General features: G+C 38.7%; 12 protein-coding genes and 1 pseudogene. 6 read left to right on the top strand and 7 right to left on the bottom strand.

Features of this window, described 5'->3' with window-relative positions:
- Positions 1–7: 7 nt before the first annotated feature.
- The 5 genes and pseudogenes from PL8927_RS08940 to PL8927_RS08920 all read right to left on the bottom strand — a co-directional run.
- Positions 8–394, bottom strand: a pseudogene (locus tag PL8927_RS08940) (lipoyl protein ligase domain-containing protein); the annotation flags it as partial.
- 46 nt (positions 395–440) lie between these two features.
- Entirely contained in the window at positions 441–917 is a 477-nt protein-coding gene (locus PL8927_RS08935) for a YbjN domain-containing protein (protein ID WP_083619958.1), read from the bottom strand.
- Positions 918–1,050: 133 nt separating this feature from the next.
- Entirely contained in the window at positions 1,051–2,112 is a 1,062-nt protein-coding gene (locus PL8927_RS08930; RefSeq protein WP_083619955.1) for a class I SAM-dependent methyltransferase, read from the bottom strand.
- A gap of 126 nt (positions 2,113–2,238) precedes the next feature.
- Positions 2,239–2,919, bottom strand: a complete 681-nt coding sequence (locus PL8927_RS08925; RefSeq protein WP_083619953.1) for a hypothetical protein — start codon at positions 2,917–2,919, stop codon at positions 2,239–2,241.
- A 490-nt stretch (positions 2,920–3,409) separates the two neighbouring features.
- Positions 3,410–4,882 (bottom strand): DUF3370 domain-containing protein, encoded by a 1,473-nt coding sequence (locus PL8927_RS08920; protein ID WP_083619950.1) that lies wholly within the window; start codon positions 4,880–4,882, stop codon positions 3,410–3,412.
- Positions 4,883–4,923: 41 nt separating this feature from the next.
- On the opposite strand from PL8927_RS08920, the gene alaS reads away from it, so the two are divergent.
- From alaS to PL8927_RS08900, 4 genes are all read left to right on the top strand, one after another.
- Positions 4,924–7,611 (top strand): alanine--tRNA ligase, encoded by a 2,688-nt coding sequence (alaS, locus tag PL8927_RS08915; RefSeq protein WP_083619947.1) that lies wholly within the window; start codon positions 4,924–4,926, stop codon positions 7,609–7,611.
- A 71-nt stretch (positions 7,612–7,682) separates the two neighbouring features.
- The gene (locus PL8927_RS08910; protein WP_083619944.1) at positions 7,683–7,901 is read left to right on the top strand and encodes a DUF2283 domain-containing protein; all 219 of its coding nucleotides are present in this window, start codon (positions 7,683–7,685) and stop codon (positions 7,899–7,901) included.
- A 195-nt stretch (positions 7,902–8,096) separates the two neighbouring features.
- On the top strand, positions 8,097–9,482 hold the full coding sequence (locus PL8927_RS08905) for an AAA family ATPase (RefSeq protein ID WP_083619941.1): 1,386 nt from the start codon (positions 8,097–8,099) through the stop codon (positions 9,480–9,482).
- A complete protein-coding gene (locus PL8927_RS08900) occupies positions 9,482–10,030 on the top strand; it encodes a hypothetical protein (RefSeq protein ID WP_083619938.1) in 549 nt (182 codons plus the stop codon). The genes PL8927_RS08905 and PL8927_RS08900 overlap by 1 nt, the downstream gene beginning before the upstream one ends.
- 35 nt (positions 10,031–10,065) lie before the next feature.
- Here the strand turns inward: PL8927_RS08900 and PL8927_RS08895 are convergent, their stop codons facing one another.
- Both PL8927_RS08895 and PL8927_RS08890 read right to left on the bottom strand, forming a co-directional pair.
- Positions 10,066–10,809, bottom strand: coding sequence for a hypothetical protein (locus PL8927_RS08895; RefSeq protein ID WP_083619935.1), 744 nt, complete (start codon positions 10,807–10,809; stop codon positions 10,066–10,068).
- Positions 10,810–10,981: 172 nt separating this feature from the next.
- The gene (locus tag PL8927_RS08890) at positions 10,982–11,857 is read right to left on the bottom strand and encodes an SDR family oxidoreductase (RefSeq protein WP_083619932.1); all 876 of its coding nucleotides are present in this window, start codon (positions 11,855–11,857) and stop codon (positions 10,982–10,984) included.
- A gap of 361 nt (positions 11,858–12,218) precedes the next feature.
- Here PL8927_RS08890 and PL8927_RS08885 point away from each other — a divergent pair, with 361 nt between their 5' ends.
- Positions 12,219–12,755 carry an FHA domain-containing protein gene (locus tag PL8927_RS08885; protein WP_083619929.1) on the top strand — a complete coding sequence of 179 codons (537 nt, stop codon included), beginning with the start codon at positions 12,219–12,221 and terminating at the stop codon, positions 12,753–12,755.
- Positions 12,756–12,788: 33 nt separating this feature from the next.
- On the top strand, positions 12,789–14,777 hold the full coding sequence (locus PL8927_RS08880; RefSeq protein WP_083619926.1) for an FHA domain-containing protein: 1,989 nt from the start codon (positions 12,789–12,791) through the stop codon (positions 14,775–14,777).
- Positions 14,778–14,817: the final 40 nt, after the last annotated feature.

The following is a 14,817-nucleotide window of genomic DNA, read 5'->3' as shown; positions in this document are numbered from 1 at the left end:
CCATTTAATCAGCGCTAGTGGCGGTGGCGAAACAGTTAGGATTGTGAATGTATCCTCGTCCCGCCGTACCATAGTGTAATTCATAGCCGAGCGATCGCCATCCTGCAATTAAAAATTGGCATAATATTTGATAAGCTACCTGGCGATTTTCTGGCAATTCAGAAGTAATTACCGCATAAGTTAAATCCCCTTGATGTAAAACAGCCCTGCCTCCGGTGGGACGTTTAACTAACTCTAAAGGCTGGTTTTGCCAGGTTAACTGTTGCCAATGTGACGGCCAATGTTTTTGATGATAGCCTAAAGAAATGGTTGCAGATTCCCAGAGATAAAATCGCAAAGTAGGCGGATGTTTCCCCTGTTGATGTTGTTTAAACAACCAATGGTCAATCGCCATTTGCAGATGTCCCGATGCTTTCAATACGGGAATTAAACGCCAAACTTTAGACTGCGAATTCGGCTTGTAAATTGTCATCATTATTATCAGCAATCGTTGCCACAATCGTAATAGTCCGCGAAATTTCACTAGCAGAAATATCCGCTAAAGTTCGACTCGATAAAACCACAACTTGATCATTGACAATCGCAAAATGAGATTCTAAAGTTGATAACCAGTTCATTTCTAATAATCTTCGCATTAACTGGGCTTCATTTTTCACCGGAAATTTCAACACGGTCGCCCAAACCGTGAGAGTGTCTTCATCGGTTTCTCCGGTGAGTTGCACAAAAACTTCCACACTGCCATATTCAAACTGCCAAACCTTACCCGCTTCGGAAGTTCCTACCATCACCTTTTGGTCTTCAGCTAACCCAGCGAGAACCGCTTCAATTTCTTCGGAAGGTTTGACCGTCGCCATTGCACCTTCAATCAGTTCTTCCTCAGTCTCAGTCGTTAACGGGGCTTGTTCTGTACTTGTCATAAAATTTCAGGTTAGGTTTAGTTGAATTGTAACCTATGGGAGGCAAGTCGGGAAAATAGCAGATTATTCTCAATTTTATCGGGTTATCAAAAATTGATTGAATCAATCAGGTGGGCTTTGCCCACCCTACAGTTTAATTAGGTTTATGAGCAAGCCAATATTTACTAGCAAAATGGTTTTCGATAGTAATATTTTGGAATCCCGCCTTTTCTAATCGTTCTCCTAAATTATCGTTAATATAATCCTGATAATAGGGTTCATGGAATACTTTAGGAAAGTTTTCTATCATTGGTTTTAGCTCAGGATAGTCGATCAATTGCATAGAATCACAAATAATAAAAACGCCCCCTGGTTGGGTAACGCGGAAACATTCATTAATCACATTTTGGCGAACCTTAGCAGGAAGTTCATGGAATAAAAAAACGGAAGTCACGCCATGAAAGAAATGATCAGGAAAGGGTAAGTCTTCCGCATTGGCTTGAATCAGTTGGGGTAACTCTTGCGGAATTTCCGATAAAAGTTGATTCGCTTTTCGTAAATAAGCCGGAGATAAATCAATTCCAAATAAAGAAGCTTTGGGTAACATTGCCCGAATATTTTTAAGGGTTCGACCTGTTCCACAGGCAATATCTAATACTCGAATTTGTTTTTCAGGAACATCATTAAATACTTTTAACCCTGTTTTTAAAGGAGCCAGAACCCGGCGACGCATAGGGTCTGCACCCCCATAAAATAAAATTTCTACCTGCAAATCATATAAATTTGCCGACATCTCACTCAAATATCCATCGGTTTGATGATGGAAGTTCTGAATATAATAACTGGGATAACCTTCTGTATCAATATTAGGAGAAAAATCTTGATAGCGTTTTTGATTAGCCCGTTGTCGAAGTTTCGGTAAATCGAGTAAAATCATCGGATAATAACGAAAGAAATCATCCCAGGGATTATCAAATAAAATAGAAGTTGGATACACCCCTTTTTCGGCATCTTCCCAGTCCGTTTCTATGATTTGATTCAACAAACTTTGAACTTTCAACAGAATTTCAGGACTCAGGGATTCAGTTTTCCGGTCAGAAGAAATGGGATTAATCCAGTTCAGCAGTTGATTCGTCAGGGTTCTATGAGTCAGACTAAAATAGCTTTTCCCCTGCTGAAATGCTTGGTAGGTTAGTTTGGTGAGTGGGTCAGTCATGGATAAAGATGAGATGGATGTAACGGGTTTTTAATCTCTATTAAATATTGTAATGTTTTGCTTAAAAATTGCAACTTTGGGTTGAGATTGGTTCTCGGATTAGATGAGATTAAAGGCGATCGCTCATTAAATATTAGGGAAATCATTCCGAATTTGCTGTAAAGCTCGATAGAATTTTTTACGATGAACCCATCCCACATAACCCGCAAAACAACAATTTCCCTCCGGGTCAATCAAAAACACATAATCAACTTTTGCTAAGTTTTTCCAAATATTGATTTTTATATTATTCTCTAATGTAATGTAGGGGGTTGAATATCCTACATTTTGGAAATGGGTAGGATTCATACCCCGAATTTTTTGTAATCTGTTTATAATACTTAAAAGTTGTTCTTTGATGGGAGGAGGGGGAGGAGGGGGATCAGTGGGAGGAGGGGGAGGAGGAGGATTAGTGATTTCAATATTGAGTTCAATTTTAGCAACGGTATATTCACGAGAACCCATAAGCTCACCGCCATTTTGATTATAGGTTCCGCGTAATTTTCCATCAATATAAAGTTCAAAACGTCCACACCAATCTTGATTAAATAACCCTCTGAGAATTCGTTCTTTAAGCGGATAGGTCTTAATCATCAAGTTTAATAAATTAACCCCTTCTTGTAAGCTAGAAGAAATATTAAGTTTTTGCCCCGTCACTAAGGAAAAATAATCTTCATTCACCCGAATATACGCCTCATCCCGACCTTCAATTAAGCGAATTTCGATTAAACTGGTATTCAGGGCCGAAAGTTTAATAACAGATTCCATAATTTACCTCAATTGTAGGGTGTGTAAGCGCAGCGCACGCACCACCTAACACTTATTTTAATATTACCTATTGTAACCGATCACGGCGAGGGAGCGAAGACGCTGCCACCTTGCCCCTTTTTAAACAGGTCAATTTTATGCTAAAATAGAGATACTTATTATTTTTTTAAATCAAAACTAACTCAGATTTAAAGTCCTAATTATTTATTTTCCCCCCAATGTTGGGGGCTAGGGGGCTAGATGGCTTGAAATGTATAGTGTTTAGAATGATCAGGTTATGAAGGATTGATCAGCAATTTTAGAACAGATTTCTCTAGCAGCAATATTTGCCCCCTAAATCCCCCAAAATTGGGGGACTTTAAGAGGTTGTCCTGTTCTGTTTATATGAAATCCCATTATAGATGCTACAGATGATCCCCTCTAACCCCCTGTAGAGACTAAGCATGGCTAGTCTCTACAGGGGGAATGTATAGCAAATATTGGAGGAATATTAATCTAAGGTTTTAATCGTTAAAACTTGGGTAGGTGTGGAATCAGGAGGATAACGAAAATCTACTCTCACAAAACGAGAGGATTTCGGGTTTAATTTTAATTTAACTAACGGGTCAACAATTTGTCCTCGACGATGCCATAAATGCAGATATTTGATCACAGTTTTTCCTTGTTCATCTTCATATCTTAACCGCACAGTTCCTCGAAAAAACGGAAAATCTAAGGGCGGTTGTCGAAAAATTAAGCCATTTTTAGATAAGGTTTCTTCCTTAAAAGGCGTTTCTAAACTAATCGTTACCTTTTGGGTTTCATCGGTTGTATTTAATAACGGTATATGTAAATCATAATGTACGCCATAATTGCCATGAGACTCATAAGCCGTATCAGGATAACGTAAAATTAACGGCGCGGCTTGTACTTGTTTTGTTCCTAATGTTCCCGCTCTAACGGTACTAATAGGGAAAGAAATTCCCTTTCCCCTATCAGGAATAGTCAGAAAATCTTTACCCTCATCCACTAAATTCGCTTCCCATTTTGCCCCTTTTTGAACACCCGCAACCCGACTATAAATTAACTGACCACTTGTTTGTTCTGGAGGAGTAGGTATTTTATCGCGGGGTTGTGCTAAAGTGCCATTATCAAGCAACTGTTGCCATTCTTCTAAGGTTGGCGTCCGTTCCTTGCCATCAGGGTGCATCTTCGCAAATTGGGCTAAACTAGCCATATAAATGGAAGCCGGGGCGGAATCATCGCTTAAGCCCCGGACTTTCAACCGCATAAACGTAGAACGCCCATTCACCGGACGTTCTAACCCCTTCACCGGGATAGGTAAATTCATTAACATTCGGCTTTCACCGGGGCCAATTTCCAACGCTTTCGGAAATTCTGACTGACGTTTTCCCCTTAACACCTCATCAACCGCCCGAATTCCTGGCCCGGAATAAACCTCACCGTTAGGATTATCACTGAGAGCAGGTTTTTCTTTAAAAGGAGCATCCGGCTCTAATAAATAACTCGCGACTGTCAACACTTCAACTGTAACAGGTTGAGTATCAGGGTTATGAACGATTAACCCCAAATACAAGGTTTTTAAATCAGGAGGAGTGTGGGTAAAATGATGAGCAAATACCTCAAATTCTCCCGTTAAACGATATTCTAAATGAGCTTCAGAATGGTTGCGCCATCCCCCCGGAAAGGTTGACAGTAAAATTCCTTCCTGTTTCACCCATTCTGGACTATTGCTATTAAACATTAACACCTCATCCAGGTTCCCCGGTAAGGGACGGACTTCGTTTTCAGCAATAATTTCCAGGGGGGGTAAGGCATGGGCAAAGGGCAACCGAGGCAAAAGGGTAGGAAACTGTTCAACAATGACCGTTTGCCGAAATAAAATTCCTCCGACCGCGCCACCCATTGCAGACAGGCTAACAATTAAAATAGGAATTATCCGATGTAAAATTTGATCTTTCATTTATTCTGAAAGGTTGGTCTGGTTTTTTTAAAGTGAGTGTTATGACTTTTTCCCCTAAATTTTCCACTGGCAGCGAAATTCGTCAAAAATTCCTTAACTTTTATGCCGAAAAAGGGCATAAAATTCTGCCGAGTGCGTCTTTAGTTCCCGAAGACCCGACGGTTTTATTAACCATTGCGGGGATGCTACCCTTTAAACCGATATTTCTGGGACAGCGACAGCCCGAATTTCCGCGCGCCACCACGTCCCAAAAATGTATCCGTACTAATGATATTGAAAATGTGGGCAGAACGGCCAGACACCACACATTTTTTGAAATGTTAGGCAATTTCAGCTTTGGAGATTATTTTAAACAACAAGCGATCGCATGGGGATGGGAAATTTCAACCAAAGTGTTTGAGTTACCTCCAGACCGTTTGGTGGTGAGTGTGTTCGAGGAAGATGACGAAGCTTTTGCCATTTGGCGCGATGAAATAGGCGTGGCTCCCCAACGTATTAAACGCATGGGAGAAGCGGATAACTTTTGGAAATCTGGCCCCACTGGCCCCTGTGGCCCTTGTTCGGAGATTTATTATGATTTTCACCCCGAACGCGGCGAAGACAATATTGATTTAGAGGATGATACTCGGTTTATTGAGTTTTATAACTTGGTTTTCATGCAGTATAACCGAGATAATGATGGCAATTTAACCCCGTTACAAAATCAAAATATTGATACGGGAATGGGGTTAGAACGGATGGCACAAATTTTGCAGCAAGTTCCCAATAATTACGAAACGGATCTGATTTTTCCAATTATTAAAACGGCGGCGGAAATTGCTAAAATAGATTATCACAAATCCGATGATAAAACTAAAGTTTCCCTAAAAGTGATTGGAGATCATATTCGGGCAGTTGTACATTTAATTGCCGATGGCGTTACCGCTTCTAATATTGGCCGGGGTTATATTTTACGGCGCTTAATTCGGCGGGTGGTTCGTCACGGTCGGTTAATTGGAATTAACGGAGAATTTACAACCCAAGTGGCTGAAACTGCCATGCAATTATCGGAAACTGCCTATCCCAATGTTCGTCAACGGGAAACTGCAATTAAGGGGGAATTACAAAGAGAAGAAACCCGGTTCTTAGAAACTTTAGAACGGGGTGAAAAACTGTTAGCGGAAATTATTGAAAAAGCGGCCCCCTCCCACCTCCCCCTAAGTAAAGGGGAGGCTAGAACTTCCCCCATTAGTAAGGGGGGTGAAATTTCTGGTCAAGATGCTTTTGTGTTATATGACACCTATGGTTTCCCCCTAGAATTAACTCAAGAAGTTGCCGAAGAAAATGGGTTAACGGTAGATATTCAAGGGTTTGAAACGGCAATGGAAGAACAGCGCCGTCGTTCTCAAGATGCCCATGAAACCATTGATTTAACCGTTCAAGGCAGTTTAGACCAGTTAGCAGAACATATTCACTCAACAGAATTTTTAGGTTATACCTTATTTACTTCTGATGCTAAAGTTGAAGCGGTTTTAGTCAATGGAAAACCTGTTGAGGAAGCAGAAGCAGGAGCAGAAATTCAAGTGATTTTGAATAAAACGCCCTTCTATGCTGAGTCTGGAGGACAAATTGGCGATCGCGGTTATTTAAGTTATGGGGATACGGTAATTCGGGTTCATGATGTTAAAAAAGAATCCAATATTTTCATCCATTTTGGACGAATTGAACGGGGAATAGTTACCCCCGGAATGGCATTAAATGCCCAAATTGATCGCGCCTGTCGTCGTCGTGCCCAAGCCAACCATACCGCAACCCATTTGTTACAATCTGCGTTAAAATTAATTGTCGATCCCTCGATTTCTCAAGCGGGTTCTTTAGTTGATTTTGAACGTTTACGGTTTGATTTTAATTGTCCTCGTGGGTTAACTTCTGAAGAAATTCAACAAATTGAAGATCAAGTGAATAGTTGGATCACGGAAGCACATCCGGCGGTGATAGCGGAAATGGCGATAGAAGCCGCCAAAGCCAAAGGTGCTACTGCGATGTTTGGAGAGAAATATTCTGATATTGTGCGGGTGGTCGATTATTCTGGGGTTTCGATGGAATTATGCGGGGGAACTCATGTTAGTAATACCGCCGAAATTGGTCTATTTAAGATTATTTCAGAAACAGGTATTGCATCAGGAATTCGACGCATTGAAGCGGTAGCCGGACAAGCGGTTTTAGAGTATTTGAAAGTTCGGGATATGGTAGTTAAAGATTTAGGCGATCGCTTTAAAGCTAAACCCGAAGAATTACCCGACCGCATTACTAATTTACAACAGGAGTTAAAAACCACTCAGAAACAATTAGAAGGCGTTAAAGCAGAATTAGCGATCGCCAAATCCGAACAATTATTAACAACGGCTGAAACCATTGGTGAGTTTAAATTAATTGTAGCAGAACTCCATGATGCCGATGCAGAATCGTTAAAAACTGCCGCAGAAAGGCTACAACAAAAGTTAGGAGAAAGTGCCGTTGTCTTAGGTTCAGCGACAACGGATGGCAAAGTTAATTTTGTTGCCGCGTTCAGTAAAGCGATTAATAATAAAGGCTTACAAGCGGGTAAATTTATTGGCGGTATTGCCAAAATTTGCGGCGGTGGTGGTGGCGGACGTCCGAATTTAGCGCAAGCAGGAGGACGGGATGCAACGCAGTTAAAAGCAGCGTTGGAGAGTGCAAAAACCCAGTTAGTTGATGGGTTGAAATAAGTTAACTTATACTCCCTCTCCTAAAAGGGGAGGGGCTTTTTATATTCTCAGATTTAGAAAGGAGAGCAACTATGGCTTCAATTGTAAAAGTTTATTTTGATAAAGAAGGGGATTTTTTAGAAGTTTTATTTTCCGATAAACCGGGTTATATGCGAGAAACCGATAATGATGCGATTATGGAACGAGTAGATGAAGAAGGAAATTTATTAGGGTTTTCTGTATTAGCTGTGAGTCAGTTATCAACAGATCAACCATTAGTGGCTCAGTTAGTAGCGGGTGCTAAAATTTAAGTTTTTAGGTGGATATTGTTAACAAAACCTAACACCAAATTTAGCACAAGCTGGCGGTCGGGATGCTACGAAGTTAAAAGCAGCGTTAGAGAGTGCAAAAATGCAGTTAATTGATGGGTTGAAATAGTTAATCTTTGCCCCAACCCCTCCCCTATTAGGAGAGGGGTTTTAACTCAAATTACTTTATATAGAATCATGAAAATCAAAGTCAAAAATCTTGGAGTTTTAAAGCAAGCGGAATTCACGCTTGGCAATTTAACAATATTATGTGGCTGTAATAATACAGGCAAGACCTATGCCACTTATGCGTTATTTGGCTTTTTGTCTATTTGGCAACGGATGTTTTCGATTGAAATCAGTGATGACAAAATTGATCAACTCCTCGCTGATGGGGTCATTCATCTTGATATACAAGAATATGTTAAACAGTCTGAGCAGATTATTATTAAAGCTTGTCAAGAATATACTCAACAATTACCTAAGATTTTTGCAACATCAACCGAACGTTTTAGAAAAACCGAGTTTCAAGTAGAACTCAATACCAATAATATTAAGTTAATAGACAGATTTGAACTAACCATCGGATCTACAAATACCGAAATATTTTCAATTATTAAAACTGAAGATAGCACAAAATTAATTGTTACTTTATTAGTTGAGAAAGAAAATATAAAAATTCCGATTGATATTGTGAAACGTACTATTGGTGATGCTCTGAAAGATATTATTTTTTCTCCGCTTTTTCCTCGTCCTTTCATTGCTAGTGCAGAGCGAACAGGTGTTGCTATTTTTCGTAAAGAGTTAAATTTTGCCCGGAATCGCTTGCTTGAAGAAATGACCCAGACTGGTAAGAATATCAATCCAATGGAGCTTTTATTCAAAGTTTATGACGATTACGCCCTACCAATTAAGAAAAATGTAGATTTTATCCGACAACTTGAAACCCTTGTCAAAAAAAGTAGTTTTATTGCCGAGAATTACCCAGATATATTAGTCGATTTTGCTAATATTATTGGGGGTGAGTATACCATTACCCAAAACGACGAACTTTACTATGTACCCAAAGGTAAACGAATTAAACTTTCAATGGATGAAAGTTCTAGTGCTGTGCGTTCTCTATTAGATATTGGTTTTTACCTCCGACATGAAGCGCAACAGGGTGATTTACTGATAATAGACGAACCCGAACTTAATTTACACCCCGAAAATCAGCGCCGTCTTGCTCGAATTTTCGCTCGATTAGTTAATCTTGGAATCAAGGTCTTTATAACGACTCACAGCGATTATATTATTAAAGAGTTGAATACATTAATCATGCTTAACCATGATAAACCCCATCTCAAACGAATTGCTGAACAAGAAGGTTATCGACCCGAAGAACTAATTTCTTATGATCAAATAAAAGTCTATATTGCAGAAGAAGCACTTATAAAACTAGATGGGAGTCAGAAAAAAACGAAATGTCAAACTTTAACATCCGCAGATATTAACCCAGAACTTGGTATTGATGCTCGTAGTTTCGATCCAACAATTGAAACCATGAACCGAATTCAAGAATCAATTGTTTGGGGTGCGGAGTAATGTCTGATATTGCTATTCTGAAACAGATGATTAAAGAAACTGCTACAGTCCCATTAGAAAATCACTATAATAAAAAGAAAGTTATACTCAGAGAACCTCCACCTGCAAACTATTCGGTCACAATTCATGGAATGCCAGAGGACAATGAAGTTATTATTATAAAAGCAGATAACTTTAATCTGGCTTATGAAGTTTTCCAAGGAAAAAAGCATGAATGTAAGCGTGCAGATTTTGTCATTATTGCTAATACAGAAACCCAAAAGGTTATTGTCTGTATTGAGATGAAAGCAGGAAAAGGAGGATTGGAAGAAGAAATCATCCAACAGCTTAAAGGAGCACAGTGTTTTGTTGCTTATTGTCGGGAAATAGGTCAGTTATTTTGGAATAATCGAAATTTTCTCAAAGGTTATAAATATCGTTTTATTAGTATTAAGAATATTAGTGTTTCTAAGAAACCATCACGGACTAAAACAGCTATTCATGATCGTCCAGAGCGAATGCTAAAAATTAGCTCCCCGAAACATCTTGAATTTAATCACTTGATCTAAAAACTATATCATGAAATGCTTCTAAAAACTCTTCTCTAAGATAGCTCTTCATTCCATTTAGCTTGAATAGTTTGTAATCTTTCTTTAGCCCAATTCATTGCAGCTTGATTGTTTTTGATTTGTTCCTCTGGAGTTTGTCCTAAATGCTTTAAAAAAGATGATAACTTCGGTTGTTTTACAGGAGTTAGTTTCGCTTGTTTTAACAAAGTTTGGGCTGTAGACCATAACTGTGATGTTGATTTAGATTTTCTCAGTTCAACGGCTCGATCAACAGCTTGAGGAATCAGTAAAAAAGAATCTTGATAGTCTTTAAATAAATTTTTTCCGCTTTGGAGAGAAGGTAAAAGTAGTTTTAGTTTAACTTGTAAACCTCTCCATCCCTGCAATTTAATACCATATTGACAAGAGAAATCATAAGCCAATTTTATAAAGAAATTATGGCTTTCTGCGGAAAATAAATCCCAACAAGATTCTATCCCTTCTGATAATTTTTTGATTTTATCGACATATTTTTCTATATCGGTCGGAATATCATTTTTAAATGAAATTTCCATATCAATAGCTTCAAGGTATTTTTGTGTACCTTGTTCCATTTCTTTTAATGTATCTTGTACACTTTTGCCTTTGAGTGCAGCAATCTCCCTAAAAAACTCTTGAATCTCATCATCTAAGGAATTAGGATTAAGATAGGCTTGGAGAAAATACTCTATACTTTTAGCATCAATAGCACTCTCATCAAATCGTTTTTTTTCTTTGCATAATGCAATTCCATCTACCATTTACCATTCCTCCCCTACTGAAAAGCAATGCAGATATAATGTATTATAGCACTATTACTGTTTTGGGTTTAAATTATAATATAAGTTAATATAAACCCAAAATATAGGATATATGCGATCGCAACAATCTTTCAAAGCGAAGAACCTTCTAAAATATTAGATTGATATCATCCTACAATTTAAGAATTAATTGTTGTAATTCTTCTCGGATAGATAAATATTTATAGCCTAAATTAAAGGCTTTAGAACTATCTAAAGAAACATCAGGAGGACGGGGTGCAGACATTTTAATATCCCCTTGAGAACAGGGTTTAATTAAATGGGAAGGAAGCTCTAAAACCTCTGCCATGAGTTTGCCAAATTCATACCGAGAAAGACGTTCTTTCCCGCCTAAATGGAGAATTTCTGGAGTTGTTTTTAATGCTAATAATAATCCCTTGGCTGCGGTAGTTCCACTCACGGGGGTTCTAAATTCATCAATAAATAAATTTAACTCTTTTCCCTGTTTCAGCGTTTGAATAAAAGGTTGAATAAAACTGGTCGCATGGTCAGGAACATCACCAAACATTAATGACATTCTACAAATTGCTGTTCTGGGATAGCGTTCTAATATTCCCTGTTCAGCTAATACTTTTTGTTCTCCATAATAACTAACTGGACATACAGGATCGGTTTCCTGATAAGGAGCATTTAATCCATTAAATACTAAGTCCGTTGAAGTGAAAACACAAGGAATATTCAACTCAGCACAGAGATCAGCAATTTCTAGCGAAACCCTGACATTAATTTGATAAGATAGTTCAGGATACTGTTGACAAAAGTTCGGTTGAGATTGAGCCGCAGCATGAATAACTGCATCCGGTTTAATTTGTTGAAATAGATTTTTTAGAGCTTGAAAATCCGTCAAATCTGCTTTAATCATATTAATATTAGGAAGATCAATAATTTTAGAATGGCTAATCCCATAGACCTGCCATTCAGTTTGAGCAATATGGCAAAGATGCCATCCTAAAAAACCGCTTGCTCCTGTAATTAACAGCTTATTCATGATTAATAAAAATTATAAGTGAATGGATTAATAGAATAGACTATTGACAGTGATGATTTTTTCCCGATTCAGATTGATCAGTCTCAAACCCTGACTCTGAATTATTATATAGGAATCCGTGTAGGGGTTGTAATATTTTATCGTAGGGGTGGTGTCCCTCCTAACCCTCTTGGAATCTGGGTTGGGAGGGACGCCACCCCTACAGGTTTTGATCACAAATCATTTAGACTTGCTATACATTATTTTTTATGAACAAAATCCATTGACTCGGAAAATTAGAATAAAATTGAAAGTTAAGAATAACCTGAAATAGAATTCAGTCAACGGAAAGAGAAATCGTCCGGTTTAATTATTAATTCTCATGAATGAACTGACGCTAAAGTGGACAGAAGCAGGTCAGTCCCGCACTCAAACCTTGAATGATCAACACCCCACAAAACATCCGGGAACTATTCGCATCGGACGAGATCCAACACGCTGCGATCTTGTCTTATCTCATCCCACAGTATCGGGGTTACATATTGAAATTTTTTTTAATCAAACTAAGCATAACTTTTATCTCAGAAATTTACGAGAAACCAACCCTCCAATTATTAATCATCAAAAGCTAATTACAGGTGAACTTCCCTTAAATGTGGGTAGTCATTTGCAATTAGGACAGCAACAACTGGAAGTCGTCGCAGTTTCTTTATCGCCATTTTTAATTCCGCCAACACGATTATTTTTACCCGATGAAGCAATAGAAATAGCCAGTGTTAATCCAAATCCTGTACAATATGGTTTACAGTGTCCTAAATGCGATCGCATTTCCTCTTATCAACAGTTAAATTCAGGGTGCCCTTGGTGTGGAACGTCTTTAGCAGCAGCAATTAGTGTGGTTTTATCCACCGAACATTAAACTATAATCCTCGGAATAAAGATTAAAAAACGAATGCAAATTCGACTGAGTTGGCAACACTTAGAAACAGGAGAATGGCGAACCCCTGTTCTAAATCCTCCCATTGCATTAGGACGGGTTTTTGAACGAATGCCTTCTACGGTTAATGGAGAACGGGTTTCTCGGATTGTTTTAAATGGAGAAAGAGTTTCCCGTTTTCATGGGTTAATTACTTGGGAACAAGGGAATTTAATGGTGACAGATACCGGAAGCCGAAATGGAATTCTAATTAATGGAATTTCTCAAACCCGTTGTTCTGTTCAAGATGGGGATACCTTACAAATTGCTAACTATAATATTACCATTTCTTTAGTTACCCATGTCTTGACAACTTCGACACAACAATTATCCCAAATTTCCTTTAATCCAAAAACAGATTTACCCGATCCCTCTATTTCTGTTGCCACAATTTCTTCACCGACAACGGAACGTTTTCCCCCGGCATCATTTTTACATCCGCTTCAAGTTTCTTTACAACAATTACAAGCCACAGGATTACCCATTCATGAAATAGAATATCTCACTATTGGCGCAGGATTAGGAAGTTTTATTTGGGCGGATTTATTAAGAATTTCTGGGATTAAATCCAATCAAATTATCGCATTAGGGATGGAAAGTAAACCCTATAATCGTTATCAACAGTTGTGTTTAAATTCCCAAATTCCTGCCTATGAGCGGTTACGTTCTAACTCCGATTCTTGTCCCGATAATATTTGGGGATGGCCGAGTTATGCTTTGAGAGAAGCTTATACAGAATTCGGAAAAGGAGGATTTTCAACGGCTTTAAATTTACTGTGGCAAGTGTTTGCAGAACCCACCTTTGCAGAAACCTATACTCCCCGTTCTGGGAATGTTTTTGCTGCAATTGATCGAGAAGCTAATCGGATTCATTGGTCAAAAATTTATCGCTATGGACGAGTTAAAAGTATTAGAAAAACAGTTGATGGACGTTATGCGATCGCCTATTCTCGTTCAACAGAAAATCGGCGAGATCATGGTTTTATTTTAGCGCGATATGTTCATTTAGCCACAGGCTATCCCGCGATTCAATTTCTCTCCGATTTACAAGCTTATCGAGAAAAAACACAAGATTTTAAATCCGTTGTCAACGCCTATGAAAATCATCAACATATTTATGAACAATTAGAACAATCAGGAGGAACGGTAATTATCCGAGGTCGGGGAATTGTGGCTTCTCGAATTTTACAGCGACTTTATGAAGCCAGACAGAGAAATTATAATATCCAAATTTTACATTTAATGCGATCGCCCAAAGCTCAAGGAAATCAATTTGAACAAGCACAAAGAACCGTAGAAAATCATTTTGAATTTCAACCTTTTAACTGGCCTAAAGCTTGTTGGGGCGGTGACTTACGCCAACAATTAGAAACTGCTAATGATCCAGATCGTTTAAAACTTTTAGAACAGTGGGGAGGAACCACTACAGCTAATCGTAAAGATTGGCGAAATATGATGAATCAAGGACTAAGCCAAGGATGGTATCGGATTACATTTGGAACTGTTGAACAGGTTGAACGGACTCCTCAAGGTCGCACATTAACAACTATTCGAGAACAGGGATTAAATGCTCATCTTCAGTTAGAAGCTGATTTTATTATTGATGCCACGGGTTTAGATGCTAAAGTGAATACAAATCCCTTATTAAAAGATTTAGTTATTCATTACAATTTGCCTTTAAATGCCTTGGGAAGGTTGAGTGTGGCGAATGATTTTGAACTGGTGGAAATGCGGAGTCTTAATGGTGCTGGAATTTCGTTTCCGGGGGGTCGAATGTATGCCGCAGGTGCAATAACCCTCGGCGGAGCTTATGCAGCAGTAGATAGTTTTTTAGGATTACAATATGCGGCGTTAATTTCTGTGGAAAGTTTAGCGACGATACCCGCACCAGGGTTACGCAAATTGAAGGGATGGCGATCGCTATTGCAATGGTTCAAATGGGCCCAGAATCAACCTCCTGACTAAACAAAAAACACGCCCAACTTATGGTGGGCGCTTGCCAGGG

Origin of the sequence: Planktothrix serta PCC 8927, from assembly GCF_900010725.2 — a bacterium.
In the GTDB taxonomy this organism is placed as follows: domain Bacteria; phylum Cyanobacteriota; class Cyanobacteriia; order Cyanobacteriales; family Microcoleaceae; genus Planktothrix; species Planktothrix serta.
This window is presented reverse-complemented; position numbering and strand designations above follow the sequence as displayed.